This window comes from Pseudomonas sp. 382 (genome assembly GCF_002759075.1).
In the GTDB taxonomy this organism is placed as follows: Bacteria; Pseudomonadota; Gammaproteobacteria; order Pseudomonadales; family Pseudomonadaceae; genus Aquipseudomonas; species Aquipseudomonas vlassakiae.
In genome coordinates, this window is sequence record NZ_PEMX01000015.1 from 49,402 (window position 1) to 75,203 (window position 25,802).

Consider the following 25,802-nt stretch of genomic DNA (forward strand, 5'->3'; position numbering starts at 1 on the left):
CATAGCTACCTTTTTGTTTAACCCGCTACGCGTACTTGTAAATGGTTCTCAATATATTTAGCATCTTCAACCTACCTTCCCCCGTAATCGTTGGGCGAAACCGCCCTCACGCGAGCACACCGACCCATGAGCCCGATGCCCGCCACGCAGATTCAGGCCGATCCTCAGCAGGAAGCGCTGGAGTGGTTTTCCCGCCTGCGCCAGCCCGGCTGTGATGAAGGCGAACGCCAGGCATTCGGCCGTTGGTGCCAGGAGCCGCGTAATGCGCACGCCTACGCCGAACTGGAAGCGTGCTGGCAGCAACTTCAGGTGCCCCCCGCCCGGCCACGGCCGCGTTTGCTCAAGGTCCGCCGTAGCTACCTGGGCAAGGTATTGGCCGTGCTGTTCCTGCTGTTGCTCGGCGCTGTTGCCTATCTTTACTGGCCGCTGATGCAACGCCTGGCCAGCGAACTGGCTACTGATGTGGGTGAGCGGCGCAGCGTGCGCCTGGCTGACGGTTCAACGTTGCACCTGGACAGCGCCAGCGCGGTGAACGTCGACCTGCGCGGGCGCACGCGCCAATTGCACCTGGTGCAAGGCCAGGTGTACCTGGAGGTGATGCTCGATGGCCGCGCCATGGAGCTTCAGGTAGACGATACCCGTATCCAGGTTTACGGCACCCGCCTGATGGTGTCGCGCCATGCCGATCAAGATGAACTGGTGGTGCTCAATGGCAAGGCCATGGTCATCCAGGGCGGCGACCAGCGCATGGTGTCGGCAGGAGAACGAGTGACCTTCAGCGAGGCACGGATCAACCCGGTACAGAAAGCCGACGTGAAGACGGCGGATGCCTGGCGCAGCGGCCACCTCCGCGCCAGCGACATGCCCCTGGGGCAGGTCATTGAGCGCCTGGCCAGCTATCAGGGCCGCCGGGTCTGGCTGATGGATGAGCAGACCGCCTATCGACGGGTAAGTGGCGACTTCAACCTCGACCGCCCAAGCGAAACCCTGGCGGCACTGGCTGCCGAGCAGCATTTGCAGCTGTACGGGGTGCTCGGGCAGTGGCTGATCGTTCGCTGAAACCGGGGTAGGTCGCTAAGTTTTTGAAAGGTGTGCAATTTTTTTTGAAATGAGTGTTGACACAGGTCCATCACAAGGGAATAATGCGCCCCATCGGCTACATAGCTCAGTTGGTTAGAGCATAGCATTCATAATGCTGGGGTCCGGGGTTCAAGTCCCTGTGTAGCCACCAAACAAGTCAAAGGGCTTACCGCAAGGTAGGCCCTTTTTCTTTGCCTGCAAAAAAGTCCCGCCTTATCAACGCACCCCGGCGACCGCCACGGCCAACCCCAGGCCGATCAGCGCAACACCGATCATGCGGTCTACCAGACGCTGCCTTGCGATCATCAGCGCACGCAACCCCGCACGGGAAAAGAACAACGCCACCAGGCTGAACCAGGCCCAGTGAGCGAACGACATGAATGCCCCGTAGGCGAAATCCACGCCCAATGAACTGCCCGGCCGCACCACCTGGGTGTAGGCACTGACGACGAAGAGCATGGTCTTGGGGTTGAGGGCATTGGTCATGAAGCCTGTGCGCAACGCAGCCAGCACGCCGGATTGCGCCACCTCCCCTTCCAGGCTGACACGACCGGTATTGGTCAACGACTGATAGCCCAGGTAGATCAGATAGCCCGCACCGAGCACTTTCATGGTCAGAAACAGCGCCGGGCTCTGGCTGATGACCACGGCGATCCCCAGCACGGTGTACAGCACATGCACCTGCACACCCAGGGCAATCCCCACTGCAGCGGCCAGCCCAGCCTTGCGGCCCTGGGCGTAACTGCTGCGAGTGACCAGGGCGAAGTCGGCGCCGGGGCTGATGACGGCCAAGATAGTGAACAGGGCGACAGCAATGAGTTCGGTCAAAGGGAAAGGCCTCGATAGACGATGAGAAAGCACAGATGCATCTATTATCGAGAGCTGCCTGGCGGGAAAAAAACGATTTAAAGTGAAGCAGATCTGATAATTTTCCTGACAGATATCCAAAGCCCGTTCCGGCCTCTTCGCGGGCATGCCCGCTCCCACAGGGTCCTCAGCAAGCCTGAGGGTTGTGCTGTACATGTGGGAGCGGGCGTGCCCGCGAAGAGGCCGGCACAGGCAAACAGGGACCCCATGAAACTGCCAGCCCTCAGTGCCTTCCGCTACTTCGACGTTGCCGCCGAAACGGAAAGCTTCGTCCGCGCCGCCGAGCGCCTGCATGTCACCCACGGCGCCGTCAGCCGTCAGGTACGCCTGCTCGAGGAAAGCCTGGGCATCGACCTGTTCGAACGGCGCAACCGGGCGATCTTCCTCACCCCCGCCGGCCGGGCACTGCACGGCACCACCCAGGCGATCTTCGAACAGCTCGAAGGCGCGGTGCAGCGCCTGCAACAGCAGGAACGCGACAACGTGCTGGTGCTGTCCTGCGAGCCGACCATCGCCATGCGCTGGCTGATCCCGCGCCTGCCACGCTTCCATGCCGCGCACCCGGACCTGCAACTGCATCTGGTAGCTGCCGGCGGCCCGGTGGACTTTGCCCGGAGCGGAGTCGACCTGGCGCTACGCCGGGATGACTTCCATTGGCCACCGGCGCTGCACAGCATGAAAATCTGCGACGAGTGGATTGGCCCGGTCAGCCGCACCAACAGCGACAACCTGGACGGCCAACGCCTGCTGCACAGCAGCACCCGCCCCAACGCCTGGCCCACCTGGCTACGCCTGGGCGAGCGGCAGGCAGCCCACAGCGAGCGCAGCGACTTCGAACACTTCTACCTGTCGCTACAGGCCGCCAGCGCCGGCCTGGGCCTGGCCATCGCCTCGGCATTGATGGTGCGTGACGAACTCGACAGCGGCCAACTGCACGCCCCGTTCGGCTTCCTGCGCGATGGTTCTGCCTATTACCTGCTCAGCCCGCAGCCACTGAGCGATGGTGGCAAGCGCCAACGTTTCGCCGAATGGGTCATGAATGAATGCCAGGCCTGCCTCACTCACCTGGGCTTGCTGCAGAACGACGAGCTTGAACCGCCATCACCACCCCAGGTGCGATAACCCGCAGTATCGATGTGGATACGCCCACTCGGGTAGCGCCCCAGGCCCATGTTCCAGGCCTGGCCATGCTGCTGCCAGAAGCGGCACAGTGGATTGGGGTCGGCCCAGGCCGGCAGCAGGATATCGACCGCGAAGGCGCGAGTATGGGCACTGCCCACGGCGCCGCCCGCGCAGCGATTGAGATCGAGGTTGCGATAGGCCGACACCACTTCAAACTGGCGCAAGATACCTTGCCCGCCGAGGGTATTGACCAACGCCAACGTGGAACGCACTGCCGGCCAGTTACTGGCAGGCGGCACCGCAAACGGCGAGGCATGGCACTGCTTCCAGTCCGACGCCGAACGCAGCAGCTGATGAATGGGCACGACACCATAGAGGCGCGCATCCACCAGCATCTCGCGAAACGGCCGGGTTTGATGATCACCGGCCCACTGCGCGAACATCCACACGTCGCGCTCGTCTGCCAGCAGCCCTGTGCTCGACAGCACACCTGCAGCCAATAGCAGCCTGCTCGCTCTTCTCATCCCCATGCTCCCTGCCCCAGTATGAGCGCGGCCGTCAAATCGGGCGGCCACTGACAAGGAGTTAAGCATGCACAAGACTGCCGCAACGAGCCTCGCCGCCCTCGCCTTCAGCGGCCTGGCCATGGCGGATGCGCGCATCGACCTGGGCGACGCCCAGCGCGTTACCCGCCTGTTCGCCTTCCCCAACAATTGCCACGTGATCTGCTACCGCGACTGGACGCTGGAACAGACTGTCGAGCACTACCTGACCCAGAGCGTACGCCGTGACGGCCACGCCAACGCGCAGGTGCACGTCAGCCGTGACCACGACCGGCTGCACGCCACCATCAGCGACGTGCCCGCCAATTATGCCGAGCCCCTGCGCAAGCTGCTCGACAGTGGCGAGCTGGCCTATAAGGGCGCGACCCAGCTGAACAAGGATGGCAAATGGTCCTACGACTGGTATCTGTTCCTGCCGCTGGGCATGGCCCTGCAGAATCGCCGCAGCATCGAGCTGCTGCACTTCCCGCCAGACTATTCACTGACCCAGGCGCAGGACTACCTGCGTTCCAACACGACCGACCGCTGGGCCGAACTGCTGACCTTCAACGGCGTCGACGCCGGCCAGACCCCGGCCTACCAGACCATCATCGACATCGCCCCGATCGCCGCGCCAGCCAGCGCGGGAGCAGCCCTGACGGACACCTATGGTTACTTCAAGGACTACCAGCTGCGCATGGTCAAGGAAATGACCCTGCAACAGGGCACCCGGCCACTGCCCATGGTCGCCTTCGGCGCACCAGTGCGCAGCTGGGTCCAGCAGCAATACGGGCCGCAGGTGGATGTACTGGGCCTGGTCAGCATCAGCCCTCAACCCGGTGCGCGCGTGCCGGTACTGGGTGCCAACCACCCAAGCGCGATCTGGTATGCGGCAAACAAGGACAGCCATGGCGGCAATCAGGATGCGGCCGATGCCGCAGGGCTGAAGATGATGGGCCAGGATTTGACGGCGGCCTGCTGGCAGGCCGGGATGGGCCGTAATCCCGCAGCTGAACCGAAGATGACCCTGGATGCCTGCGCGACCAAGTGGCAGGTAACGCAGAAAAAGCAGACCTGTGAGCTGTTCTTCCGCACCGTGCGCAAGTACACACCAGAGCAGGCAGCCGCGAAGTGCAATACCGGGGAGATGACCCGAAGCCTGCGGGACCTGCGCAAGCCGGTCGAGGTTGTGCCGCGGGAACTGTGATCGACTTTCCGGCCTCTTCGCGGGCTCGCCCGCTCCCACAGGAACCCTGCACATTTCGAATGTTGCGCAGTACCTGTGAGAGCGGGCTTGCCCGCTAAGAGGCCGGCACAGGCTTGCTCAGTCTTCGAGCAAGGTGCAGGCCATCACCAACGCATCTTCACGTCCACCCGCGACCGGGTAGTAATCGCGGCGACGGCCGATCTCATTGAAGCCATAGCGCTCGTACAAGCGATAGGCTGACTGATTACTCGCCCGTACCTCGAGGAAGCACTCACGACCATTGAGCTGGTAGGCCCGCGCCATCAGGTGTTCTAGCAGCTTCAGCCCCAGCCCACGCCCTTGGTTCTCGGGTTTGACGGTAATGTTGAGCAGATGCGCCTCATCAATGATCACATTGATCACCCCATGCCCCACCTGCTGCTGCCCGTCGAACATCAGCCACACTTCGTAGGACTTGAGCGCGTCCTGGAAAATCCCGCGGGTCCAGGGATGACTGAACGCGGCATATTCGATCTTAAGCACGGCATCCAGATCCGCCTCGGTCATCAGGCGGAAACTGATCGAGTCACTCATTCAACGCTCTTCCAGCGCGCCATCAGCTGGCGCATCGCTTGCCAGACGTCCGCCTTGCGCTGCGGCTCGTCCATCAACAGTTCAAGGCCTGGCAACGCCCAGGCATCACCCAGGCCATCGACCTTCAGTACTTGGTAATAAGCCGCCTCGTCGGCGCTGGCCGCGTAACGCATGGCCGGCAAGCCGATCAGCCACAGCACGCTGCAAGGGCTTTGCTCCAGGCGCGCCTGAATGAAGCCCCGGACAAAATCCCGTGCAGCATCCGGGCCCTGGTCCATGTTGCCCCGCACCAGCAACGGCCAGCGCACCGGCTCGCCGATGATCTGCGGCGCATCGGGCAGGCCGGCGGCACGCAGCATGTCCTTGAGCAACAGATAGGATGGGTCGCGGCTCTGGAAAGGCTGACCGGTAGCCAGTTCGACCAGCAGCAGGCAGCTGCCGGCACGCAGCAACTGCAGCGAGAAGCGCGGTGGTGGCACCGGGGCCGGACGTGGCGCAGGGGCCTCTTCCTCGGCTTCGACTGGCCTGGCAGCGGCCTTGGGCGTGCTGCCCGGGCGCGGAATCTCGATTTTCGGGCGCTCGCCGGAGCGGGCCTGGGGCGCGGCCGGGGCCTCGCTGGAGGCCGGCGCAGAGGGCCGAACCTCGAAGTCGATTTCCTCTACCGGCACCTGCGGCAACAGCAGCTCGGCTCGCGATGGCGCGGCGAACGGCAATTCGGCACGCGGCAGCCAATGCACCACTTGCATGGCGGAAAGGTAGGCGCGGCGGCGGGGTTCGGTCAGCAAGGCTCGGGGGTCCGGGGTTCAAAACGTCGCACATTCTAACGTTGTTGGCCGGGCTGTGCTGCAACTGGTCGGCGGAAATTTGCTGCCAGTGCCGGCCTCTTCGCGGGTGAACCCGCTCCCACAAGGGACGGTGAAAGCCTTACAGGTGGAACGGTTATCTCTCATTACAGACCAAGGGGTGAAATCCTCCCCCTCGGATGAAGTACAATCGCCCCCTTTTTACTTGGCAACGAGTAGACGCCAATGATCGAACCCAAGCGCGTCCTGCGCGCCCTAGCCGAACACTGGGCCCTGATCGAGCCGCTGTGCGAGCGTTTCGACCAGGGCACCCTGAGCCTGGTGGAGCTGCGCCAGCAACTGAGCCGCCAGCAGGTGGAAAGCACACCGCAGGACATCACCCAGCTGCTCGACGTGTGGATCCGCCTGGACATCCTGGTGCCCGTGGCCAAAAGCCCGAACCGCTTCGAGCTCAATGCCCAGATCCACGACTTCCTTGCCTACCTGCGCCGCGAGCACCGGCTGGGCCTGTGCCTGGAGATCGAGGCCTACCTGCGTCACCTGGAGCGCCTGGCCGGGCATATCCAGGATGCCTTCGACAACCGCGACAGCGACTACCTGGCGCGCCAGCTGCGCCTGCTCGACATGCGCGTGCGCGACGTGCTGAAGAAGCTCGACAACGACGAGCAGGCGCTGGTTGCCGTGGCCGAGCGGGCCAAGACCAGCAATCGCCAGATCCCGCTGCGCCAGCGCTACGCCGAAGTTCTGGCGACCTGGGACGAATACGTCGAGCCGATGATCCAGCTGGTGAACGCCGACGGCGCGTTCGAGCAAGGCGTACGCAAGGTCGAGACCGTGCTGCTGAAGCTGCTCGGCGAGCAGGCGCGCCTGGGTCATCTGGTCGACGATGACATGCTGCTGCGCACCCACGCGCGCATCCTGGAAATGCAGACCAGCGCCCAGCTGACCCTGCGCCACGCCCGCGAACTGCTGCTGCCGCTGCGTGAAGAAGCGCGCCGGCACAACGCCGTGACCCGCGGCGCCGCACTGGCGCTGTCGGTGATCCGGCGCAAGGGCATCGATGCCGTGCCGCAAGCCGCCATGCCACTGTTCACCCGCCCGCAGAGCACCTTCCTCGGCAGTGCCAGCCAGGTCGAGGCCTACGTCTATGCCCTGGCCCGCTTCGAGCCGAAGCCGGCCAAGTTCCCCAAGGCGCACAAGACCCAGAAAGGCCCGCTGCCGCGTGCGCCACGCACGGTCAAAGAGATGCTCGAGCGCTGCGAAGACGCCCTGCCGCTGCCCGACCTGATGGTCTGGTTGCTTGATCAGGAACCCGAAGGCGCCACCGACGAACTGCTGTACTGGTTCTCGCGCCTGTCGCGGGAGAAGCGCTTCAAGCGCGAACGCCTGGAACGGCGCGAGTACACCACCCACGAACACCTGGTCAGCCTGCGCTCGTTCGCCCTGACCTCCAGCCGCGAAGCGCAACCTGAAACCCACGCGAGCCCAGCCAATGCATCTTGATCTTTCCGAACTGTCCCAGCTCGCGCCGATCTTCCGCGAGCTGTTCAAGGGCTTCCACGTCAGCCGCCGCGCCCCTGAAATGTACGCCCAGCTGTCGAACTTCCAGGACCAGTACCGCACCCTGTTCAAGGCCCTGGGCTTCGAGCTGGTGTGCGACACCCGCGGCTTCTACTACTTCGTCCCCGAGCAGGCCGCCGCGCAGGTCAACAAGACTGCCCAGCGCCTGTCACTGTTCACCTTCATCATCGTCGAGCACCTGGCCGACCAGGGCCGCGACCCGATGGCCGTGCTCGACGGCGGCAGCATCGGCCGCGACGAGCTGCCCTCGCTGCTGGACAAGTACCGCGACCTGTTCCTGCAGGCCGAAGTGCAGACCGTCGACGAGCTGGAAGAAAAGATCATGCGCCGCATGACCCAGCTCGGCTTCGCCCACGAAGAAGGCGGCATCTACCGCTTCCTGCCGCCGATGCACCGCTTCCTCGACGTGTGCCTGTCGGTGCAGCAGGACCGCGACCTGGCCGCCAGCCTGCACAGCGACCTGCCCTTGCCGGTGCCGGTACTGGTCGAGGAAGAAAGCCCGGAACAACTCAACCGCACCGACGACCCGCTCGACCTCACCCCATTCGATGGCGAGGAAAGCGAAGAGGACGCCCTGGCCCGGGCCATCCGCGAAGAGCAACAGGAGATTGACGCATGAGCCAGGAACGCTACGGCATCCGCCGCTTTGCACTGCTCAACACCGCCGGCTACAGCCTCGGGCTGTTCCCGCTGGAGCACCCGCTGTCGGTGTATGGTGCCAACAACCTGGGTAAATCGGCGTCGATCAACGCCCTGCAGTTCCCGATCCTGGCACGCATGTCCGACATGAGCTTCGGCAAGTACAGCCTGGAGCAGTCGCGCCGGTTCTACTTCGCCAGCGACACCTCGTACATCCTCTGCGAACTGAACCTGCCCCACGGCACGCACGTGATCGGCGTGGTCGGCCGCGGCCCCGGCGGCGGTTTCGGGCATCAGTTCTTTGCCTACAAAGGCGAGCTGGACCTGGCTCACTACCAGAAGAACGACACCTGCCTGCGCCAGAAAGAGCTGTTCACCAACCTCGAGCGCCTGGGCCTGAAGGCCTATGAGCTCAAGCCCGACGAACTGCGCCGGCTGCTGGTCGGCGGCCACACTTCGTGCCCGCTGGACCTGACCCTGATCCCGCTGCGCTCCACCAGCGAGCAGAGCCTGAAAACCTTCCGCGCACTGTTCATCAACCTGCTGCACATGCGCGAGATCACAGCGGCCAAGCTCAAGCAGCTGTTCCTCGACGCCTTCGAGCACAGCCTGCGTTCGGGCAGCGTCGACTACATCGCCGCCTGTGAAGAAGCCTTCCGCGACGTGCGCCGCATGGAGCAGGACTACAACGCCCTGGTCGCAGCCGGCCCGCTGGTCGAGGCCCTGGCCGGTGGCGTGGCCCAGCGCGACATCCTGCGCGGCAAGCTGCACCGCCTTTCGCCGCTGCTCGACAACCTGCTGGGCACCTGGCAGGAGTACGCCATGGCGCGCAAGGAAGAGCTGGTGATCCAGGCCGAGCACTACCGTGGCGAGCAGGACCGCCTGCAGAACGACCAGCGTGGCGGCACCCAGGAGCTGATGCGCCTGGAGCGTGAAATCACCGGCATCCAGCGCTGGCTCGGCGAGCTGTCGGTGCTCAAGCACCGCTTCGCCCTGGTCGATGACGTCAAGGTGCTGGAACAGGGCCTGTTGGCCGCCAAGGACGCCCACGACGAACTGGCCGGCGCCCTGGCGCAGTCGCGCCAGTTCAGCGCCGAAGACCTCGACGAGCGCGTGCGCGACCTGGAAAAACGCCTCAAGCAGGTCAAGCAGCAGCTCGACCACGCCGACAACAACAGCTACGCCCGCCTGCGCGAAGAATTCTCGCAGCAGGACGTCGACCGCCTGATGCGCCTGTTCAACGGCGCGCTGTTCAGCTTGCCGCTGGGCGAGCGCGGCATCGAACTGGACGACAGCGACCTGTGGGTGAAGTCCCTGGAAGCCGTGCTCGACAGCTTCAAGGGCGAGCGCTTCGAGGCCCCTGGCCTGTCCATCGACCTCTCCAACATCGACCCGCCAGCGCTGCAGGCCTTGGCCGACCGCGCCGCCCTGCGCGACCAGAAGGAGCGCCTGGAAAAAGAGCTCAAGCAGCTCAAGACCCAGCAACAGGTCGCCGCCGACCGTACCGCCTCCAAGGCGCAGACAGAAGCCCTGTACCAGGAAGTGCTGGACGCCCAGAAGGCCCTTGAAGACTACCGCCGCAGCGAAACCCTGAGTGCCGAAGAGCCCGAGAAGCTGGAGCAACTGGCGCAGCTGGAAGCCGCCCAGGACGAGCTCAAGCGCTCCAGCGACGCCTTCACCGAGCGCGTCCAGCAGCTGTCGGCCAAGCTGCAGCTGGTCGGCCGCCAGATCGGCGACCTGGAATCCAAGCAGCGCACCCTGGAAGACGCCTTGCGCCGCCGTCAGCTGCTGCCGGCCGACCTGCCCTACGGTACGCCGTTCATGGAAGAAGTCGACGACTCCATGGAAAACCTGCTGCCGATGCTCAACGACTATCAGGACAGCTGGCAGGCCCTGCAACGCGTCGACAACCAGATCGAGGCGCTATATGCCCAGGTGCGCCTCAAGGGCGTGGCCAAGTTCGACAGCGAAGACGACATGGAGCGCCGCCTGCAGCTGCTGGTGAACGCCTACGCGCACCGCACCGACGAAGCCCTGACCCTGGCCAAGGCGCGCCGCGCCGCAGTCACCGACATCGCCCGGACCCTGCGCAACATCCGCAGCGACTACGACAGCCTCGAGCACCAGCTGGCCCTGTTCAACCGCGAGATCAACAAACGCCAGGTCTCCAACCTGGAAAGCTTCCGCGTAGTGCTGGCGCCGAACAAGGAAGCGCTCAAGCACATCGACCAGATCATCCACAGCGCCGGCCAGTACGAGGAAGGCGAGACCCTGTCGGTGTTCGACCTGACCCAGAGCGCCGAGCAGGACAACAAGAACGAAGAGGCCAAGGAGTACCTGGCGCGGCTGGTGGCTGCAAACCATAACCAGCTGGGCCTGAAGGACCTGTTCGAGCTTGCGTTCGAGATCACCAAGGTCAACGGCCAACCGATCATCCACGCCGACATCGACGGCGCGGCATCCAACGGCACCACCATGACCATCAAGGCGCTGACCAACATGTACCTGTTGCTGCACCTGATGGACCGTGACCTGGCCGGGCGCATTCGCCTGCCGTACTACCTCGACGAGGCGGCGGACATCGACGAACGCAACCAGGCGGCACTGCTGGAAACCAGCCTGCAACTGGGCTTCGTGCCGATTCTGGCGAGCGTGAAGCCGCAGGTGTCGGCACGCGTGGCGATCGACCTGGAAGGTGGCAGCGGGCCGAATGGCATCTACATCGACGAGGCGGACTGGAAGTACATCAGCCGGCTGGATGAGGTGAAGGCTATCGTGCGCGAGGATCAGGCTGAGGAGTTGGCCTGAGGAATCTGGGGCCGCATTGCGGCCCTTTCGCGACACAAGGCCGCTCCCACAAAGGTCCTGCGTACACCGGCCAATGTGGGAGCGGCCTTGTGTCGCGAAAGGAGGCCAAAGGCCTCCCGGCGATCTACCAGGCTATCAATGAGCCCAAGGCAGGATCGGGATCGCCGTCACCGCATTCTGCGGGCTGCCTTCGATCATGCGGTCGCTGTACACCAGATAAACCAGCGTATTGCGCTTCTTGTCGAGGAAGCGCACCACCTGCATGGTCTTGAATACCAGCGAGGTGCGCTCCTTGAACACCTCCTCACCGTCTTTCAGTTCACCCTTGAAGTTGATCGGCCCTACCTGACGGCAGGCAATCGAAGCCTCCGCCCGATCTTCCGCCAAGCCCAAACCACCCTTCACGCCGCCAGTCTTGGCCCGCGACAGGTAGCAGGTCACACCCTCGACCTTGGGATCATCGAACGCCTCGACCACGATGCGATCATTCGGCCCAAGGAACTTGAACACGGTGGACACCTGGCCGATCTCCTCGGCCCCGGCCAGCACCGGCAGGGTAAGGACCGCCATCGCGATTACCCGCTTGAGCAGCTTCATACCAGCACCAGGTTGTCGCGGTGCACCAGCTCCGGCTCGGCGATGTAGCCCAGCAAGGCCTCGATCTGATCGGACGGCTGGCCGATGATCTTCTGTGCCTCCAGCGCGCTGTAGTTGGCCAGGCCACGGGCCACTTCGACGCCATCCGGGCCTACGCAGACCACCATCTCGCCACGGCGGAAACTGCCCTGCACCGTCTTCACGCCGACCGGCAGCAGGCTCTTGTTCGCCTCGCGCAACGCCTGCACGGCACCTGCGTCGAGCACCAGGGTGCCGCGGGTCTGCAGGTGGCCAGCCAGCCACTGCTTGCGTGCCGCCAGCATGCCGCGCTCGGGCGACAGCAGCGTACCCAGGCGCTCACCGGCTTTCAGGCGATCCAGCACTCGCTCGATGCGGCCACCGATGATGATCGTGTGGGCGCCGGAACGGGCTGCCAGGCGTGCGGCACGCAGCTTGGTCTGCATGCCGCCCCGGCCCAGCGCACCACCGGTACCACCGGCCACGGCGTCGAGCGACGGGTCGTCGGCACGGGCTTCGTAGATCAGCTGGGCTTCGGGGTTGTTGCGCGGGTCGGCGTCGAACATGCCGTCGCGGTCGGTGAGGATCACCAGCAGGTCGGCTTCCACCAGGTTGGCCACCAGCGCGGCCAAGGTGTCGTTATCGCCGAAGCGGATCTCGTCAGTGACCACGGTGTCGTTTTCGTTGATCACCGGTACCACGCCCAGGTCAACCAGGGTACGCAGGGTACTGCGGGCGTTCAGGTAACGCTTGCGGTCGGACAGGTCGTCGTGGGTCAGGAGGATCTGCGCGGTGTGTTTGCCGTGCTCGCCGAAGCTCGTTTCCCAGGCCTGCACCAGGCGCATCTGGCCAATCGAGGCAGCGGCCTGCAACTCGTTCATCGCACTCGGTCGCGAAGTCCAGCCCAGCTGGCTCATGCCGGCAGCCACGGCCCCGGAGGAGACCAGTACCAACTCCACGCCTGCTTCACGCAGCGCGACCATCTGCTCGACCCATACGGCCATGGCGCCGCGGTCGAGACCCTTGCCATCAGCGGTCAGCAGGGCACTGCCAATCTTCACGACCCAGCGCTTGGCGCCCGTCACCTTGCTTCGCATCTTCTTCCAACCTATGCCGAATCTATAGATACCGTGGATACAAAAACGCCGCTCCCGAGAGCGGCGTTTAGTGTACTGCAACCGATCAGTCGCGCACGTAAATGATTTCCGGGCCGTCTTCGTCGTCCTCGAAATCATCGTCCCAGGCATCGTCGTCGTCGCCGATGTCGTGCACGCTCTTGACGCCGGTACGACGCAGGGTACGGGCGTCGTCCAGGGCCTGCAGCTGGGCGCGGGCTTCGTCTTCGATACGTTGATCCAGTTCGGCCAGTTCCTCGGCGTAGGCCGGGTCGTTGGCCAGGCGGTCGGCGCGGTCTTCGATGTAGCGCATCAGGTCGTGACTGAGCTGCTCGGTACCTTGCTTGGAGATTGCCGAGATCACATAGACCGGGCCCTCCCACTGGAGGCGCTCGATCACTTCCTTGACCCGCTCTTCGCGCTCGTCTTCCATCAGCATGTCGGACTTGTTCAGTACCAGCCAGCGCTCGCGGTCGGTCAGCGACGGGCTGAAGCGGGTCAGCTCGTTGATGATGACTTCAGCGGCATCGGCCGGACTGCTGCCGTCCAGCGGCGCCAGGTCGACCAGGTGCAGCAGCACGCGGGTACGCGCCAGGTGCTTGAGGAAGCGGATACCCAGGCCGGCACCGTCGGAGGCACCTTCGATCAGGCCGGGGATGTCGGCGATGACGAAGCTCTTCCAGCGGTCGACGCTGACCACGCCCAGGTTCGGTACCAGGGTCGTGAACGGATAGTCGGCGACCTTAGGCTTGGCGGCCGAAACCGAGCGAATGAAGGTGCTCTTGCCTGCGTTCGGCAGGCCGAGCAGACCGACGTCGGCCAGGACCTTCAGCTCCATCTTCAGGTCGCGCTGTTCACCTGGCTTGCCCGGTGTGGTCTGGCGCGGCGCACGGTTGGTACTGGACTTGAAGCGGGTGTTACCCAGGCCGTGCCAGCCGCCCTGGGCGACCATCAGCTTCTGGCCTGGAGTGACCAGGTCACCGATCACTTCCTGGGTCGAGGCATCGATCACGGTGGTGCCGACTGGCACACGCAGGAACAGGTCCTCGCCCTTCTTCCCGGTGCAATCGGTGCTGCCGCCATTGGAACCACGCTGGGCTTCGTGGTGACGGGTGTAGCGGTAGTCGACCAGGGTGTTGAGGTTTTCGTCGGCAACCATGTACACCGAGCCACCATCACCACCGTCGCCGCCGTTGGGGCCGCCGTTCTCGATGAACTTCTCGCGGCGGAAGCTCATGCAACCGTTACCGCCGTCACCGGCCTTGACCCGGATGGATACTTCGTCAACAAACTTCATTCAAAACCGCCTCTCGCCTGCGGGCGAGTTGAATACTGAAAAACCTGAGGCTCTTGCAAAAATGAGCGCGGCGGCCCCGTACGACCGTAGAAACCCACGCCGGCAGCCCATACAAACAGCTTTGCAAGAGGCTCACCACAAACGAAAAAGCCCCGTCGCGTGACGGGGCTTCTGGAGCGACGTCGCGATTAAGCGGCGACGATGCTCACGTAACGGCGCATGAACTCGCCTTTCTTCTCGAACTTGATCACGCCTTCGATCTTGGCGAACAAGGTGTGGTCCTTGCCCATGCCAACGCCGTAGCCAGCGTGGAATTCGGTGCCGCGCTGACGGACGATGATGTTGCCTGGTTTGATAACCTGGCCGCCATACATCTTCACGCCAAGGCGTTTCGATTCTGAGTCGCGACCGTTACGAGTACTACCACCAGCCTTCTTGTGAGCCATGGTTCAATTCTCCAAATAAATTCAGGGGACCGAGGCGATTAAGCCTGGATACCGGTGATTTTGATCTCGGTGAACCACTGGCGGTGGCCCATACGCTTCATGTGGTGCTTACGACGACGGAACTTGATGATACGAACCTTGTCGTGACGGCCTTGCGAAACGACTTCGGCAACCACTTTAGCGCCGGCGACGACTGGTGCGCCGATGGTGACTTCTTCACCGTTGGCAACCAGCAGGACGCGGTCGAAAGTCACGGATTCGCCAGTGGCGACTTCCAGCTTTTCGATCTTGAGGAATTCACCTTCAGCGACTTTGTACTGCTTGCCGCCGGTAACGATTACTGCGTAAGACATGGTATTTCTCCGATAATCCTGCTCACCCAGCGCTTTATATGATGAGTATTGGCTGGCATGGCTGCATGGGGCTGGAACGGCCCTGTGCAATTGCGTAAGGCAGGTGCTGCCCAGGAAGTTAGGGTGCGCGATTGTACGCAACCCCGGTTTTGCTTGCAAGTCCCGCCCCCGGCCAGCGGGCACCGCGCCTTGACACACCGGGACCCGCGACCTAGCATGCCGCGCAACCTCACTGGAGCAGCCGATGCAACCCCAAACCTTCTACCGCGCGGTGGCTGAAGATTTCAGCGCCGTCGACGAGATCATCAAGAAGCAGCTGACCTCGCGCGTGCCGCTGGTATCGAAGATCGGCGACTATATCACGTCGGCCGGTGGCAAGCGCCTGCGTCCGCTGCTGGTCCTGCTGTGCGGCAAGGCCCTGGGCCGTGAAGGCGCCGACCTGCGCCTGCTGGCCGCGACCATCGAGTTCCTGCACACCGCCACCTTGCTGCATGACGATGTGGTCGACATGTCCGGCATGCGCCGTGGCCGCTCCACCGCCAACGCCCTGTGGGGCAACGCGCCGAGCGTCCTGGTAGGCGATTTCCTCTATTCGCGTTCGTTCGAGATGATGGTCGAACTGGGCTCGATGCCGGTCATGCAGATCCTCTCCAAGGCCACCCGGGTAATCGCCGAGGGCGAAGTGCTGCAGTTGTCGCGGGTACGCGATGCCAGCACCACCGAAGAGGTCTACATGGACGTCATCCGCGGCAAGACCGCCATGCTGTTCGAAGCCTCGACCCACAGCGCCGCGGCACTGGCCGAAGCCAGCGAAGCGCAGCGCGAAGCCCTGCGCACCTTTGGTGACCACCTGGGCGTGGCTTTCCAGCTGGTCGACGACCTGCTCGACTACGAAGGCGATGCCGAAGCCCTGGGCAAGAACGTCGGCGACGACCTGGCAGAAGGCAAGCCGACCCTGCCGCTGATCTACACCATGCGCGAAGGGACGCCGGAGCAGGCGGCACTGGTGCGCAAGGCGATCCAGAAGGGCGGCCTGGAAGATCTGGAGCAGATTCGCGAGGCCGTCAACGCCTCTGGCGCACTGAAGTACACCGCCGAACTGGCACGGGACTACGTCAAGCGTGCCATCGAGTGCCTGGAAGTGCTGCCAGCCAGCGAATACCGGGATGCGCTGGTTGAACTGAGTGAGTTTGCCGTCGCGCGAACCCACTGACAGATCGAGTCGCCTTCATTCGCGGGTAAACCCGCTCCCACAGATTGTGCAAACGCTGTGGGGGCGGGTTTACCCGCGATGCATTTGTCCGGACAAAATTACTTCTGCCGCTAGACCTTATACAATATGGGCCTTTAACCGTCTGTCTGTTTAAGGAACCGAAGTGAGCACCCTGCCTCCCTGCCCTAAATGCAACTCCGAATACACCTACGAGGATGGCAGCCAGCTGATCTGCCCTGAGTGCGCCCACGAGTGGTCGGCCAGCGGTGAAGCCGAGGCGGCCAGCGATGACGTAGTGAAGAAGGATTCGGTCGGCAACGTCCTGCAGGACGGCGATACCGTTACCGTGATCAAGGACCTCAAGGTCAAGGGCTCGTCCCTGGTGGTCAAGGTCGGCACCAAGGTGAAGAACATCCGCCTGTGCGATGGCGACCACGACATCGACTGCAAGATCGATGGCATCGGTGCAATGAAGCTCAAGTCGGAATTCGTGCGCAAGGTCTGATTACAAAATCTGCCAATTGGCGCTTGCCATTCAGATAATAAGAATTATTCTCATTGGAGCCGTTTTCCAAGGAGAATCTCCATGACTTATCTGATCGACGCCTGGCTGGACCGCCCCCACCCCTATCTGCGCATCCTCCATCGGGAAACCGGTGAGGTGTGCGCAGTGCTCGAAGAAGAAGCACTGGACGAGCTGCGCGACCAGGGTGACCTGGACTTCAGCGGGCTGAACTCGAGCGAGCCGATCGTGCTCAAGGAATTGGTGCGGAATTTGTTTCTGTTCTGCTATGCGCGGGCGTTGCGCCCCGGGGGAACAGACTGGAACTGAGGCTGGCAGGCCCGGCCTCTTCGCGGGTGAACCCGCTCCCACAGAACTCTGTGCAGTGCCCTGTGGGAGCGGGTTTACCCGCGAATGGCCTCAAGCAGGTCTTACAGAACGTCGAGCAGCTCGACGTCGAACACCAGTACGCTGTGCGGCGGGATGCTGCCAACGCCTTGCGCGCCGTAGGCCAGCTCGCTCGGCACGTACAGGCGCCATTTGCTGCCCGCGTTCATCAGCTGCAGGGCTTCGGTCCAGCCAGCGATCACGCCGCCAACCGGGAATTCGGCAGGCTGGCCACGATCGTAGGAGCTGTCGAACACAGTGCCGTCGATCAGGGTGCCGTGGTAATGGGTGCGGACGTTGCTTTCGCGGGTCGGCTTGGCGCCTTCACCTGCGGTCAGCACTTCGAACTGCAGGCCCGAAGCCAGGGTGGTGATGCCGTCACGCTTGGCGTTTTCGACCAGGAAAGCCTTGCCAGCGGCTGCGGCGGCTTCAGCCTTGGCGGCAGCTTCGGCTTGCATCAGCTCACGGATGACCTTGAAGCTGGCCGACAGGTCGGCTTCGTTGACACGGCTTTCGGCGCCGTTGAAAGCATCGGTCAGGCCGGCCAGGATGGCTTCCAGGCTCACGCCTGGCGGCGGGTTGTCACGCAGCTGGCCGCCCAGTTGACGGCCAATGCCGTAGCTGACGCGCGTTTCGTCGGTGGACAGGTTGAGTTCGGACATGGTCATGCTCCACTGCAGGGCGCAGTGCAGCCGCGCCCTTGATGAAAAGGGCGAGCAGCCTAGCACACTGGGCAGCCGCGAGCAGCTACCAGGCCGAACGCTGGGAAATCGGCACCTTCAAATCTTCTTCGGGGTGCATGCCCATGCCACACATCTCGTCCTGCACCGACCAGTGCACAAGGTTCATCGACACCATCGGGATGGTCTGCAACAACTTGCGCGCATCCTCCACCGAGTGCACGCGCAAGCGCTCACCGCGGGTATCGGACAGGGGATGGGGATGGCCTTTGATCCGCGCTTCGATCAGGTAGTCGCCGCCCTCGATGGCAATGAGGTTCAGTTCGTCGACATGGCCGGCCCTGGCCTCGGTGTTGAGCTGATGCAGGTTCATGAGAGCACCTCGCTATGGGAACCACGCATGAGTGCTCATTTTTTGTACGAATCTAATGATTGCACAAGGCATTACTGACGCCGCTCGTCAGTTGGTTTGATCCTTTGTGGGAGCGGCCTTGCGTCGCGAAAGGGCCGCAAAGCGGCCCCAGCAATCTATGCACCAACGCTGATATCTGGGGCCGCGCTGCGGCCCTTTCGCGACGCAAGGCCGCTCCCACAATGACCGCGACAGCTGTCAGTGCTTGGTCAGCTTGTCCAGGTATCCCATGCAGAACGCCGAGACCACGAAGGTCATGTGGATGATCACGTACCACATCAGGTAGTCGGTGGAGATGTTCTGCGCATCCATGAACACCCGCAGCAGGTGGATCGAAGAAATCGCCACGATCGAGGCGGCTACTTTCATCTTCAGCGACGAAGAATCCATCTTGCCCAACCAGTTGAGCTTTTCTTTGCTCTCGTCGATGTCCAGCTGCGACACGAAGTTCTCGTAGCCGGAAATCATCACCATTACCAACAGGCCGCCAACCAGCGACATGTCGATCAGCGACAGGATGACCAGAATCAGGTCGGCTTCACTGAGGGCAAAGACGTTGGGCAGGACGTGGACAACTTCCTGGAAGAACTTCAGCGCCAGGGCCAGCAGGCCGAGGGACAGCCCGAAGTAGATGGGAGCGAGCAGCCAGCGCGAGGCATACATCGCGTTTTCGAGAATACGTTCCATGGAGAATTTGGGACTCGTCAGGTGACTGGAAATTCGGCCGCGAGTATAGCCAGCCACCTGTGACAGCAAAAGCCTGCGGCCTGATGCCGCACCGCTGACAAAGAGTGCTCAGGTTTCAGGATGGAACTGGTAGTCCCCCAGATTGCGGCAGCGTTCGCCATTGATCCGGCGCAGCTGAGCCTGCAGGTGCAGGCACCAGATCTGTGGATCGTCGGCCACCTGATACCCATGCAGCGTCAAGCTGTCGACGATGGCGCTGAGCACGGACTCGGCCACTACCGGCCCATGGAACGGCCCCTGGGCTTTGATTGCCGAGGGTTGTTCACCGGCCATGCCGGCGGCAAACAGCAGCGTCCACATGCCGTTGTCACCGGCCAGTGGGCGGATGCTGCATTCAATGCGGGTCACCAGGCCCAGGCACTGGCGAGTAAGGCTGAGGTTGCGCATGGCCGCGTCCCCTCCAATGAGCCCTGTTCAGCCTGAAAACCAGGCTGTTTCCATCCTGAACCCTGATACCGTCCTTAAGTTCCAGCATAGAAGAACGGCATAGAAAGATGGAAAACCGGCGCTGAACGGTAGCACTTGGCCGCCAGCGCCGATTTTTTGACTCAGGCCGGCTTGGCTTGGGCAATCACCTCTTCCAGCCGTTCCTTTTCTGCCTTCTCGATCTCTTCCTCGCTGATCATCTCGGCGATCTCGCGCAAGCGTTCGACCACCCGGGCGTTGACGCTGCCTTCGGTAAAGACGCCTTTATCGTTGAGTTCACCAGCTTCTTCGCCCACCAGCAGGCTCAACGCTTCATCAGCCTGGCTGACTGCATAGACGTGGAACATGCCGTTCTCGACCGCCTGCAACACGCGCTCGTCGAGCATCAGCGTGGCGACGTTGGCGCGCGGAATGATCACCCCCTGCTCGCCCGTCAGGCCACGTGCCTCGCAGAGGCGGAAGAAGCCTTCGATCTTCTCGTTGACCCCACCCACCGCCTGCACTTCACCGAACTGGTTGATCGAACCGGTGATGGCGAAGCACTGCTTGAGCGGCGTGCGCGACAACGCCGAGATCAGCGTGCAAGCCTCACCCAGCGAGGCGCTGTCGCCATCGACATAGCCGTAGGACTGCTCCAGGGCGATGCTGGCGGAAATCGCCAGGGGGAATTCCTGGGCATAGCGGCTGCCCAGGTAGCCCGTAAGGATCATTACGCCCTTGGAGTGGATCGGCTGGCCGAGGTTGACCTCACGTTCGATGTCGACGATGCCGCTGCCGCCCGGGTAGACGGTGGCGGAAATGCGCGCTGGCATGCCGAAAGCCGAATCGCCGACTTCGAGCACGGTCAGGCCGTTGCACTTGCCGATCGCCGCGCCTTCCGTGTCGATCAGGATGATGCCTGCGAGCATGTCATCGAGCACCCGCTGCGAGACACGCCCGGTACGGGTGGCCTTGGCCTTGAGCGCCCGCTCGATGTGCCCGGCGTCGGTCATTTCGTCACTGGCCAGCTGACGGATGAAATCCGCCTCGCTGACCAGCTGGAACAGGTCGCCAATGCGTGCCGACAGGCGCGACTGGTTTTCCGCCAGGCGAGCGCTGTAAGTAGCCAGGCGCGCCACCGCATCGCTGGTCAGCGGTGCCATGCCTTCTTCGTTGGTGCGGGTGCGCAGCAGCTGGGCGAACTGCTCGAGGTTCTCGTCGACCATCGGCATGTCTTCGTCGAAGTCGACCAGCACACGGAACATCTCCTGGAAGTCCGGGTCGTGGTCCTGCAGCGCGTAGTACAGCTGGCGCGAACCGATGATCACCAGCTTGATGTTCAGCGGAATCATCTGCGGCGTCAGGCTGACCGTGGCTACGCGGCCCAGCTCGCCCAACGGCGACTCCATCTTCAGCTTGCGCGACTGCAGGGCGCGCTTGAGGGCGTCCCAGACGAACGGCTCGCCCAGCATCTTCTCCGCTTCGAGAATCAGGAAGCCGCCGTTGGCGCGGTGCAGCGCGCCAGGGCGCAGCTGCCGGTAAGAGGTGTACAGCGCCCCTTGATCGGTGCTGTATTCGATGCGCCCGAACAGGTTGTCGTAGGTCGGGTGCGGCTCGAATACCACCGGTGCACCACCGTCAGCGTGGTGGCCGACCACCAGGCTTGGCGCGTACTGTTCTTCAAGCAGCTTGCGCGCAGCAGCATCGGTCTTGCTGTCTTCAACCAGCTGCTCGACCACGGTGCGCAGCAGGTTCAACTGCACGGACTGCAGGTAAGCGCAGACCGCCGCGTTCTCCGCGTACTTTTCCGACAGCGGCGCCAGCAGCGGCTGCAGGGCCAAGGTGATGGTTTCTTCGTTGAGCTGACGCAGCTGGTTGTTCGACTCACGCTTCCATTGCGGCAGGCTGGCCAGCTCCTCGTTGAGGCGCTCCTCGAGCAGGGCGATGTCCTCGTGGAATCGCTCGCGAACCTCTTCGGGCAACTGGGCGAATTCGGCTTCGTCCAGCGCCTTGCCGTCGGCCATCGGGGTGAAGGCCACGTTGCTGGCATCGCGGTACAGGGCCACGTCCTTTTCCAGCGAGGCGCGCTCGATCACGTCCAGTGCACGGTCATAACGCTGGTTGAAGGCGCGGTCGATGGCGCCCTTCTTTTGCTGGTACGACGGGTGCTCGAACACCGCCGGGAAGGTCGCCAGCAAGTTGTCGATCAAGCCGCCCATGTCGTTGATGAACTCGGCAGCGCTGCCGGAAGGCAGCTCCAGGGCGCGTGGCTCGCGGGTGTCATCGAAATGGTTGACGTAAAGCCAGTCGGACGGGGTCTGCTGACGCTTGCCCTCGGCCTTGAGGTAGCGTTTGACGAACGAGAAGCGGCCGGTGCCCGGCTCGCCCATCACATAGACGTTGTAACCCGGGCGCGGCATGGCCACGCCGAACTGCAGGGCCTCGACAGCACGCTCCTGGCCCAGGACTCCGCGAAACGGCTCCAGATCGTCGGTATTGGTAAAGGCAAACTGCTCGGGGGAGAAACGCCGGGTCAGGGCTTCAGGCGCGAGACGCAGGCGCGCAGCGACAGGATCGGGCATTGGGTTTCCTTACTTCGGCGGGGCAGATACGCAGCATTCTGGCGCTGCCCGCGCGCGCCTTGCAAGGTTCCTCGGGACTTTATGTCGCAGCGGTGATGATGTCATCGGCGAGCAAATTTTTCGCAATCAACAACGCAACCTTTAGATCATGCCTAAACTCCAAGCTGCGCGGGTGGGTGAAATGCTTTCCCGACCTGGCAACCGAGTTGCCAGAAACCCTGACCCTTGGTTAAGACAAATAGAGAACAATGCTATGAAACGGATTCTTCTGGGTACTCTGTTCACCGTGGTTTCGCTCAACGCGCTTGCCGAAGCGCCGGGTGGCCCGAACTGCGGCTGGGGCAACATGCTGTTCGAAGGCCAGCGCGGCACGCCGGCCCACTTCCTGGCTTCCACCACCAACGGTACCTCCGGCAACGCCACCTTCGGCATGACCTCCGGCACCAACGGCTGCTCGACCAAGGCCTCGCTGACCTATGGCGGCAAGTCCTGGTTCGCCATGAACGGCATGATGAACGAGCTGTCCGAAGACATGGCCATGGGCCAGGGCGAAGCCCTGACCACCTACGCCGTGGTCCTGGGCGTCGCTCCGGAAGATCGTGGCTACTTCGCCTCGGTCACCCACCAGCACTTCAATCAGATCTTCAGCAGCGCCGACGTGACTGCCGAGACTGTCCACAGCAATACCCTGGCCGTTCTGAAGAACGACCCACGCCTGGCCAAATACGCCACCGAGGCCTGAGTGCAGCTACCCCCGCCCCGGCCTCCGGGGCGGGTTTCGCCTTTCTTCGGCATCGTTAAGAAGTAGTTGCCCGACATGCTCAAACGCCTCGCATCCCTGGCGCTGTGTGCCTGCGCCCCCGTACATGCCATGCCCGTGCTGGACTCAGGCCGTATCCAGCAACTGGCCAACACCCCTTACTGGATTGCCCTGGGCCACTATGAAACCGCCAAGCTCGGCGGCTGGCGCAGCTATGTGGACGATGATGCCTTCTTCCTCGCCGAGGACGGCGCGCACCACCCGGACCAGGAGCTCAAGGCCACGGTTGCAGCGCTGTACGCCCCAGCCAGCCTGGGCGACAAGCACGCCCAATGCGTATTCCCCGCGCGCACCCGTTGGCTGCGTGAACAGCTGGACCTTAAAGACCTGCCGCAACCGGACTGCCAGGAATTCAAGACCTGGTACCAGTCGATCGACCCGCACAGCGCGGCGCTGATTTTCCCGGCGGCCTACCTCAACAGCCCGTCGTCGATGTTCGGCCACACCTTGCTGCGCATCGACCAGTCCAACACCCGCAGCGACGACACCACGCTGCTGAGCTACGCAATCAACTTCGGCGCCTACATCGAAGGCAGCGACAACAGCATCCTGTATGCCTGGAAGGGCCTGATGGGTGGCTACCCAGGCCTGTTCGCGCTGATGCCCTACCAGGAAAAGCTCTCCGAATACCGCAGCCTGGAGAACCGCGACCTGTGGGAATACCAGCTGGACCTGACGCCCGAAGAAACCGGGCGCATGGTCGAGCACGTCTGGGAGCTGAAGCAGATCCAGTTCGACTACTTCTTCTTCGACGAAAACTGCTCCTACCGCCTGCTGGAGCTGTTGCAGGTGGCCCGGCCAAGCCTGGACCTGACCTCGCAATTCCCGCTCACTGCCATCCCGACGGACACGGTGAAAGCGGTGAAGCAGTCCGGCCTGGTCGCCAGCGAAACCTACCGCCCGTCACGCGAACGCGAACTGCTGGCCCGGGCCGAGCCGCTGGACCATGACGAGAAGCGCCAGGTGCTGGCCGTCAGCGCCGATACCGCGCAGTTGCAAAGCCCTGAATTCAAAGCCCTGCCCCGCGAGCGCCAGGCACTGGTGCAGGATGCGGCTTACCGCCTGGAGCGCTACCGGGCCAACGGCCAAGCGCGAGACCCTGGGCAGGCCAAGCGCAGCTTCGAGCTTCTGCGGGCAATCAACAGCAACCCGCCGCCGCCGTTGCAGATCGAGCGCCCTGGCCTGCCAGAGGACGGCCATGACTCGCGAACCTGGCAACTGGGCGCGGGCACCCGAGAGGACCGCGCCTACGCCGAATACGGCCTGCGCATGGCCTACCACGACCTCAACGACAACGCCTACGGCTTCCCGTTGGGGGCGCAAATCGAAATTCTGCAACTGAAAGTGCGCCAGTACGAAGGCAACGACTGGCAGGTACAGCGCCTGGACCTGGCCACCATCCGCTCGCTGACGCCACGCAACGAGCTGCTAAAGCCATGGTCCTGGCAAGTCGCTGGCGGCCTGGAACGGGTGCCGGGCAAGCATGACGACGAGGTACTGGTGAGCCATGTGAACGGCGGCGCCGGGGGTACCTGGCAGCTGGCCGATGGCTTGCTGGGCTTCGCCCTGGGCACGTTGCGAATCGAGCACCACAACGACTTCGCCCAGTTCGTCGCCCCGGCGACGGGGTTCAATGGCGGGCTGCTGTGGCGCAACGGGCTGGGCAACATGACACTGGAGGCCAAGGGTGATTACTTCACCAATGGCGAGGTACGGCGCAGTGTGAGCCTGAACCAGCAGTGGGAGATCAGCCAGAACCTGGGGGTGCGGTTGAGTGCTTCGCGGGAGTTCAGCCACCTGGCGACGGCGCAGAATGAAGTGATGCTGGAGCTGAAGTGGTATCACTATTGAGGCCGCTTTGCGGCCTTTCGCGGGCTTGCCCGCTCCCACGGATACGCCAACGCCCTTCGGGCATGTGCAGTTGCTGTGGGAACGGGCGCGCCAGCGAAAGGGCCACCAGCCTCGATAACCGCAATGTGAACCAACCGACTCTTTGACACTGTTTTGACACCTCCCCGACAAATCGCCACCTAGACTTTGCGGTATATCCCAAAGGGTCCAGGTGGTCATGTCGCGGTACTGGTTCGGCTTGTGCGTTGCGTTGTTGCTGGCGGGTTGCGAAACCACCCATGATCAGATGGTCAACCACGGTTATCCCCCCGCCTACGCCGACGGCTACCAGGACGGTTGCAGCAGCGGCCGCCAGGCGGCCGGGCTGATGGTGGGCGACTTCAAGAAGGACGTACCGCGCTACTTGCACGAGCGCCACTACGAGACCGGCTGGGACGATGGGTTCCGTCAATGCCAGGCGATGCAGGACAGCGAGGAGCAGCGCCAGTACCACGAGCGCTTCTGGGACGAACGTGATCGCCAGTGGCAGCAGGAGAAAGACCGGGGCGCCGCCCGTGCCTACCGCCACGACTGAGTCGCAAATGGACATCCATTGAAACCGTCGGCCTGCCATGCTGGTCTCCAGCACAAGGAGGCCATTGCATGAGCCGAGCATTCGTCAACGAAGACCAAGCCGCTGCCCAGGCCGATCAGCCGGTGGAGCGGCGCGTCAGCGACCAACCCAATTACGTCACTGCCAATGGCCTGCGCCAGCTGCAACAACGCGTGCGTGAACTGAATGCCTTGCGCAGCGCGTTGCAGGCGCAGGGCGAGCGCGGTGACCAGCAGCGCCTGGCCGATACCGAGCGGGATTTGCGCTATTTCAGCGCGCGGGCGCAGAGCGCCCAGGTAGTGCCGGAGGCGACTTCGCGCAGCAAAGTGCAGATTGGCAGCCGGGTCCGGTTCGTCGATGAACAGGAACAGGAGCACGTAGTGCAACTGGTGGGCGAGGACGAGGCAGATGCCGCCCGCGGGATGATCAACTGGGGATCACCGCTGGGGCGGGCATTGCTTGGGGCCGGGCCTGGGGATGAAATACTGTGGCGGCGACCGGCGGGCGATCAAACGATCGAGGTGGTCGAGATCGAGACTTGATGCCTGGGGGTCGCTCTGCGC

27 protein-coding genes and 1 tRNA gene are annotated in these 25,802 nt (G+C 63.2%); 14 read left to right on the forward strand and 14 right to left on the reverse strand.

Annotation, left to right across the window (positions count from 1 at the left end; translation table 11 throughout):
- The first annotated feature begins 126 nt into the window (after positions 1 to 126).
- Both CQW31_RS17750 and CQW31_RS17755 read left to right on the forward strand, forming a co-directional pair.
- Positions 127 to 1,059, forward strand: coding sequence for a FecR domain-containing protein (locus CQW31_RS17750; protein WP_178075576.1), 933 nt, complete (start codon positions 127 to 129; stop codon positions 1,057 to 1,059).
- 95 nt (positions 1,060 to 1,154) lie between these two features.
- Positions 1,155 to 1,231, forward strand: a tRNA-Met gene (locus CQW31_RS17755).
- Positions 1,232 to 1,296: 65 nt separating this feature from the next.
- On the opposite strand, the gene CQW31_RS17760 is transcribed toward CQW31_RS17755, so the two are convergent.
- Positions 1,297 to 1,908: a LysE family translocator gene (locus CQW31_RS17760; protein WP_054887610.1), complete on the reverse strand. Its 612-nt coding sequence runs from the start codon at positions 1,906 to 1,908 to the stop codon at positions 1,297 to 1,299.
- Positions 1,909 to 2,154: 246 nt separating this feature from the next.
- Here CQW31_RS17760 and CQW31_RS17765 point away from each other — a divergent pair, with 246 nt between their 5' ends.
- Positions 2,155 to 3,069 (forward strand): LysR substrate-binding domain-containing protein, encoded by a 915-nt coding sequence (locus tag CQW31_RS17765; protein WP_054887609.1) that lies wholly within the window; start codon positions 2,155 to 2,157, stop codon positions 3,067 to 3,069.
- Here CQW31_RS17765 and CQW31_RS17770 read toward each other — a convergent pair.
- Positions 3,009 to 3,593 (reverse strand): D-Ala-D-Ala carboxypeptidase family metallohydrolase, encoded by a 585-nt coding sequence (locus tag CQW31_RS17770; protein WP_082433696.1) that lies wholly within the window; start codon positions 3,591 to 3,593, stop codon positions 3,009 to 3,011. The two genes, CQW31_RS17765 and CQW31_RS17770, sit on opposite strands and share 61 nt — an antisense overlap.
- 67 nt (positions 3,594 to 3,660) lie before the next feature.
- Here CQW31_RS17770 and CQW31_RS17775 point away from each other — a divergent pair, with 67 nt between their 5' ends.
- A complete protein-coding gene (locus tag CQW31_RS17775; RefSeq protein ID WP_099815045.1) occupies positions 3,661 to 4,818 on the forward strand; it encodes a hypothetical protein in 1,158 nt (385 codons plus the stop codon).
- A gap of 117 nt (positions 4,819 to 4,935) precedes the next feature.
- Here the strand turns inward: CQW31_RS17775 and rimI are convergent, their stop codons facing one another.
- Entirely contained in the window at positions 4,936 to 5,391 is a 456-nt protein-coding gene (rimI, locus tag CQW31_RS17785) for a ribosomal protein S18-alanine N-acetyltransferase (protein ID WP_054887607.1), read from the reverse strand.
- Complete coding sequence (locus CQW31_RS17790) at positions 5,388 to 6,176, reverse strand: hypothetical protein (RefSeq protein ID WP_054887606.1); 789 nt, start codon at positions 6,174 to 6,176, stop codon at positions 5,388 to 5,390. Before CQW31_RS17790 ends, rimI begins: the two co-directional genes overlap by 4 nt.
- A gap of 243 nt (positions 6,177 to 6,419) precedes the next feature.
- On the opposite strand from CQW31_RS17790, the gene mksB reads away from it, so the two are divergent.
- From mksB to mksF, 3 genes are read left to right on the forward strand one after another with little or no spacing between them, the layout of a single operon-like run.
- Positions 6,420 to 7,697 (forward strand): Mks condensin complex protein MksB, encoded by a 1,278-nt coding sequence (gene mksB, locus CQW31_RS17795; RefSeq protein WP_178075577.1) that lies wholly within the window; start codon positions 6,420 to 6,422, stop codon positions 7,695 to 7,697.
- Positions 7,687 to 8,394 (forward strand): Mks condensin complex protein MksE, encoded by a 708-nt coding sequence (mksE, locus tag CQW31_RS17800; RefSeq protein ID WP_099815046.1) that lies wholly within the window; start codon positions 7,687 to 7,689, stop codon positions 8,392 to 8,394. The genes mksB and mksE overlap by 11 nt, the downstream gene beginning before the upstream one ends.
- Entirely contained in the window at positions 8,391 to 11,222 is a 2,832-nt protein-coding gene (mksF, locus tag CQW31_RS17805) for an Mks condensin complex protein MksF (protein WP_054887603.1), read from the forward strand. Before mksE ends, mksF begins: the two co-directional genes overlap by 4 nt.
- Positions 11,223 to 11,357: 135 nt before the next feature.
- On the opposite strand, the gene CQW31_RS17810 is transcribed toward mksF, so the two are convergent.
- The 5 genes from CQW31_RS17810 to rplU all read right to left on the reverse strand — a co-directional run bounded on the left by CQW31_RS17810 (position 11,358) and on the right by rplU (position 15,048).
- A complete protein-coding gene (locus tag CQW31_RS17810) occupies positions 11,358 to 11,819 on the reverse strand; it encodes a CreA family protein (protein ID WP_099815047.1) in 462 nt (153 codons plus the stop codon).
- Complete coding sequence (proB, locus tag CQW31_RS17815) at positions 11,816 to 12,934, reverse strand: glutamate 5-kinase (RefSeq protein ID WP_054887601.1); 1,119 nt, start codon at positions 12,932 to 12,934, stop codon at positions 11,816 to 11,818. Before proB ends, CQW31_RS17810 begins: the two co-directional genes overlap by 4 nt.
- Before the next feature lie 85 nt (positions 12,935 to 13,019).
- Positions 13,020 to 14,249, reverse strand: a complete 1,230-nt coding sequence (gene cgtA, locus CQW31_RS17820; protein ID WP_054887600.1) for an Obg family GTPase CgtA — start codon at positions 14,247 to 14,249, stop codon at positions 13,020 to 13,022.
- 188 nt (positions 14,250 to 14,437) lie between these two features.
- On the reverse strand, positions 14,438 to 14,695 hold the full coding sequence (gene rpmA, locus CQW31_RS17825) for a 50S ribosomal protein L27 (protein WP_003247464.1): 258 nt from the start codon (positions 14,693 to 14,695) through the stop codon (positions 14,438 to 14,440).
- A gap of 38 nt (positions 14,696 to 14,733) precedes the next feature.
- Positions 14,734 to 15,048, reverse strand: a complete 315-nt coding sequence (rplU, locus tag CQW31_RS17830) for a 50S ribosomal protein L21 (RefSeq protein WP_003247466.1) — start codon at positions 15,046 to 15,048, stop codon at positions 14,734 to 14,736.
- A 244-nt stretch (positions 15,049 to 15,292) separates the two neighbouring features.
- Here rplU and CQW31_RS17835 point away from each other — a divergent pair, with 244 nt between their 5' ends.
- From CQW31_RS17835 to CQW31_RS17845, 3 genes are all read left to right on the forward strand, one after another.
- On the forward strand, positions 15,293 to 16,261 hold the full coding sequence (locus CQW31_RS17835; protein ID WP_099815048.1) for a polyprenyl synthetase family protein: 969 nt from the start codon (positions 15,293 to 15,295) through the stop codon (positions 16,259 to 16,261).
- A 163-nt stretch (positions 16,262 to 16,424) separates the two neighbouring features.
- A complete protein-coding gene (locus tag CQW31_RS17840; protein WP_054887598.1) occupies positions 16,425 to 16,766 on the forward strand; it encodes a zinc ribbon domain-containing protein YjdM in 342 nt (113 codons plus the stop codon).
- A gap of 81 nt (positions 16,767 to 16,847) precedes the next feature.
- Complete coding sequence (locus CQW31_RS17845; protein ID WP_054887597.1) at positions 16,848 to 17,093, forward strand: hypothetical protein; 246 nt, start codon at positions 16,848 to 16,850, stop codon at positions 17,091 to 17,093.
- A 101-nt stretch (positions 17,094 to 17,194) separates the two neighbouring features.
- On the opposite strand, the gene CQW31_RS17850 is transcribed toward CQW31_RS17845, so the two are convergent.
- The 5 genes from CQW31_RS17850 to CQW31_RS17870 all read right to left on the reverse strand — a co-directional run bounded on the left by CQW31_RS17850 (position 17,195) and on the right by CQW31_RS17870 (position 21,976).
- Positions 17,195 to 17,812, reverse strand: coding sequence for an FKBP-type peptidyl-prolyl cis-trans isomerase (locus CQW31_RS17850; RefSeq protein WP_054887596.1), 618 nt, complete (start codon positions 17,810 to 17,812; stop codon positions 17,195 to 17,197).
- An 85-nt stretch (positions 17,813 to 17,897) separates the two neighbouring features.
- A complete protein-coding gene (locus CQW31_RS17855; protein ID WP_099815049.1) occupies positions 17,898 to 18,203 on the reverse strand; it encodes a DUF6482 family protein in 306 nt (101 codons plus the stop codon).
- Between the two features lie 237 nt (positions 18,204 to 18,440).
- Entirely contained in the window at positions 18,441 to 18,929 is a 489-nt protein-coding gene (locus CQW31_RS17860; protein WP_003247486.1) for a TIGR00645 family protein, read from the reverse strand.
- A gap of 108 nt (positions 18,930 to 19,037) precedes the next feature.
- Positions 19,038 to 19,376, reverse strand: a complete 339-nt coding sequence (locus CQW31_RS17865; RefSeq protein ID WP_054887213.1) for a hypothetical protein — start codon at positions 19,374 to 19,376, stop codon at positions 19,038 to 19,040.
- A 161-nt stretch (positions 19,377 to 19,537) separates the two neighbouring features.
- On the reverse strand, positions 19,538 to 21,976 hold the full coding sequence (locus tag CQW31_RS17870; RefSeq protein WP_099815050.1) for a Lon protease family protein: 2,439 nt from the start codon (positions 21,974 to 21,976) through the stop codon (positions 19,538 to 19,540).
- Positions 21,977 to 22,229: 253 nt separating this feature from the next.
- On the opposite strand from CQW31_RS17870, the gene CQW31_RS17880 reads away from it, so the two are divergent.
- The 4 genes from CQW31_RS17880 (at position 22,230) to CQW31_RS17895 (ending at position 25,781) form a co-directional block, all read left to right on the forward strand.
- Positions 22,230 to 22,718, forward strand: a complete 489-nt coding sequence (locus CQW31_RS17880; protein WP_054887210.1) for a DUF3015 domain-containing protein — start codon at positions 22,230 to 22,232, stop codon at positions 22,716 to 22,718.
- 75 nt (positions 22,719 to 22,793) lie between these two features.
- Positions 22,794 to 24,647: a DUF4105 domain-containing protein gene (locus CQW31_RS17885; protein ID WP_054887209.1), complete on the forward strand. Its 1,854-nt coding sequence runs from the start codon at positions 22,794 to 22,796 to the stop codon at positions 24,645 to 24,647.
- Between the two features lie 217 nt (positions 24,648 to 24,864).
- On the forward strand, positions 24,865 to 25,221 hold the full coding sequence (locus tag CQW31_RS17890) for a hypothetical protein (RefSeq protein WP_099815051.1): 357 nt from the start codon (positions 24,865 to 24,867) through the stop codon (positions 25,219 to 25,221).
- A 68-nt stretch (positions 25,222 to 25,289) separates the two neighbouring features.
- Positions 25,290 to 25,781 carry a GreA/GreB family elongation factor gene (locus CQW31_RS17895; protein WP_054887207.1) on the forward strand — a complete coding sequence of 164 codons (492 nt, stop codon included), beginning with the start codon at positions 25,290 to 25,292 and terminating at the stop codon, positions 25,779 to 25,781.
- The last annotated feature ends 21 nt before the right edge of the window (positions 25,782 to 25,802 follow it).

Excerpts from the sequence above, each read along its gene's own strand:
- CQW31_RS17750 (WP_178075576.1), top strand. The coding sequence starts at position 127 with ATGAGCCCGATGCCCGCCACGCAGATTCAGGCCGATCCTCAGCAGGAA.
- CQW31_RS17765 (WP_054887609.1), top strand. The coding sequence starts at position 2,155 with ATGAAACTGCCAGCCCTCAGTGCCTTCCGCTACTTCGACGTTGCCGCC.
- CQW31_RS17770 (WP_082433696.1), bottom strand. The coding sequence starts at position 3,593 with ATGAGAAGAGCGAGCAGGCTGCTATTGGCTGCAGGTGTGCTGTCGAGC.
- CQW31_RS17775 (WP_099815045.1), top strand. The coding sequence starts at position 3,661 with ATGCACAAGACTGCCGCAACGAGCCTCGCCGCCCTCGCCTTCAGCGGC.
- rimI (WP_054887607.1), bottom strand. The coding sequence starts at position 5,391 with ATGAGTGACTCGATCAGTTTCCGCCTGATGACCGAGGCGGATCTGGAT.
- mksB (WP_178075577.1), top strand. The coding sequence starts at position 6,420 with ATGATCGAACCCAAGCGCGTCCTGCGCGCCCTAGCCGAACACTGGGCC.
- mksE (WP_099815046.1), top strand. The coding sequence starts at position 7,687 with ATGCATCTTGATCTTTCCGAACTGTCCCAGCTCGCGCCGATCTTCCGC.
- mksF (WP_054887603.1), top strand. The coding sequence starts at position 8,391 with ATGAGCCAGGAACGCTACGGCATCCGCCGCTTTGCACTGCTCAACACC.
- CQW31_RS17810 (WP_099815047.1), bottom strand. The coding sequence starts at position 11,819 with ATGAAGCTGCTCAAGCGGGTAATCGCGATGGCGGTCCTTACCCTGCCG.
- proB (WP_054887601.1), bottom strand. The coding sequence starts at position 12,934 with ATGCGAAGCAAGGTGACGGGCGCCAAGCGCTGGGTCGTGAAGATTGGC.
- cgtA (WP_054887600.1), bottom strand. The coding sequence starts at position 14,249 with ATGAAGTTTGTTGACGAAGTATCCATCCGGGTCAAGGCCGGTGACGGC.
- rpmA (WP_003247464.1), bottom strand. The coding sequence starts at position 14,695 with ATGGCTCACAAGAAGGCTGGTGGTAGTACTCGTAACGGTCGCGACTCA.
- rplU (WP_003247466.1), bottom strand. The coding sequence starts at position 15,048 with ATGTCTTACGCAGTAATCGTTACCGGCGGCAAGCAGTACAAAGTCGCT.
- CQW31_RS17835 (WP_099815048.1), top strand. The coding sequence starts at position 15,293 with ATGCAACCCCAAACCTTCTACCGCGCGGTGGCTGAAGATTTCAGCGCC.
- CQW31_RS17845 (WP_054887597.1), top strand. The coding sequence starts at position 16,848 with ATGACTTATCTGATCGACGCCTGGCTGGACCGCCCCCACCCCTATCTG.
- CQW31_RS17850 (WP_054887596.1), bottom strand. The coding sequence starts at position 17,812 with ATGTCCGAACTCAACCTGTCCACCGACGAAACGCGCGTCAGCTACGGC.
- CQW31_RS17855 (WP_099815049.1), bottom strand. The coding sequence starts at position 18,203 with ATGAACCTGCATCAGCTCAACACCGAGGCCAGGGCCGGCCATGTCGAC.
- CQW31_RS17860 (WP_003247486.1), bottom strand. The coding sequence starts at position 18,929 with ATGGAACGTATTCTCGAAAACGCGATGTATGCCTCGCGCTGGCTGCTC.
- CQW31_RS17865 (WP_054887213.1), bottom strand. The coding sequence starts at position 19,376 with ATGCGCAACCTCAGCCTTACTCGCCAGTGCCTGGGCCTGGTGACCCGC.
- CQW31_RS17870 (WP_099815050.1), bottom strand. The coding sequence starts at position 21,976 with ATGCCCGATCCTGTCGCTGCGCGCCTGCGTCTCGCGCCTGAAGCCCTG.
- CQW31_RS17880 (WP_054887210.1), top strand. The coding sequence starts at position 22,230 with ATGAAACGGATTCTTCTGGGTACTCTGTTCACCGTGGTTTCGCTCAAC.
- CQW31_RS17885 (WP_054887209.1), top strand. The coding sequence starts at position 22,794 with ATGCTCAAACGCCTCGCATCCCTGGCGCTGTGTGCCTGCGCCCCCGTA.
- CQW31_RS17890 (WP_099815051.1), top strand. The coding sequence starts at position 24,865 with ATGTCGCGGTACTGGTTCGGCTTGTGCGTTGCGTTGTTGCTGGCGGGT.
- CQW31_RS17895 (WP_054887207.1), top strand. The coding sequence starts at position 25,290 with ATGAGCCGAGCATTCGTCAACGAAGACCAAGCCGCTGCCCAGGCCGAT.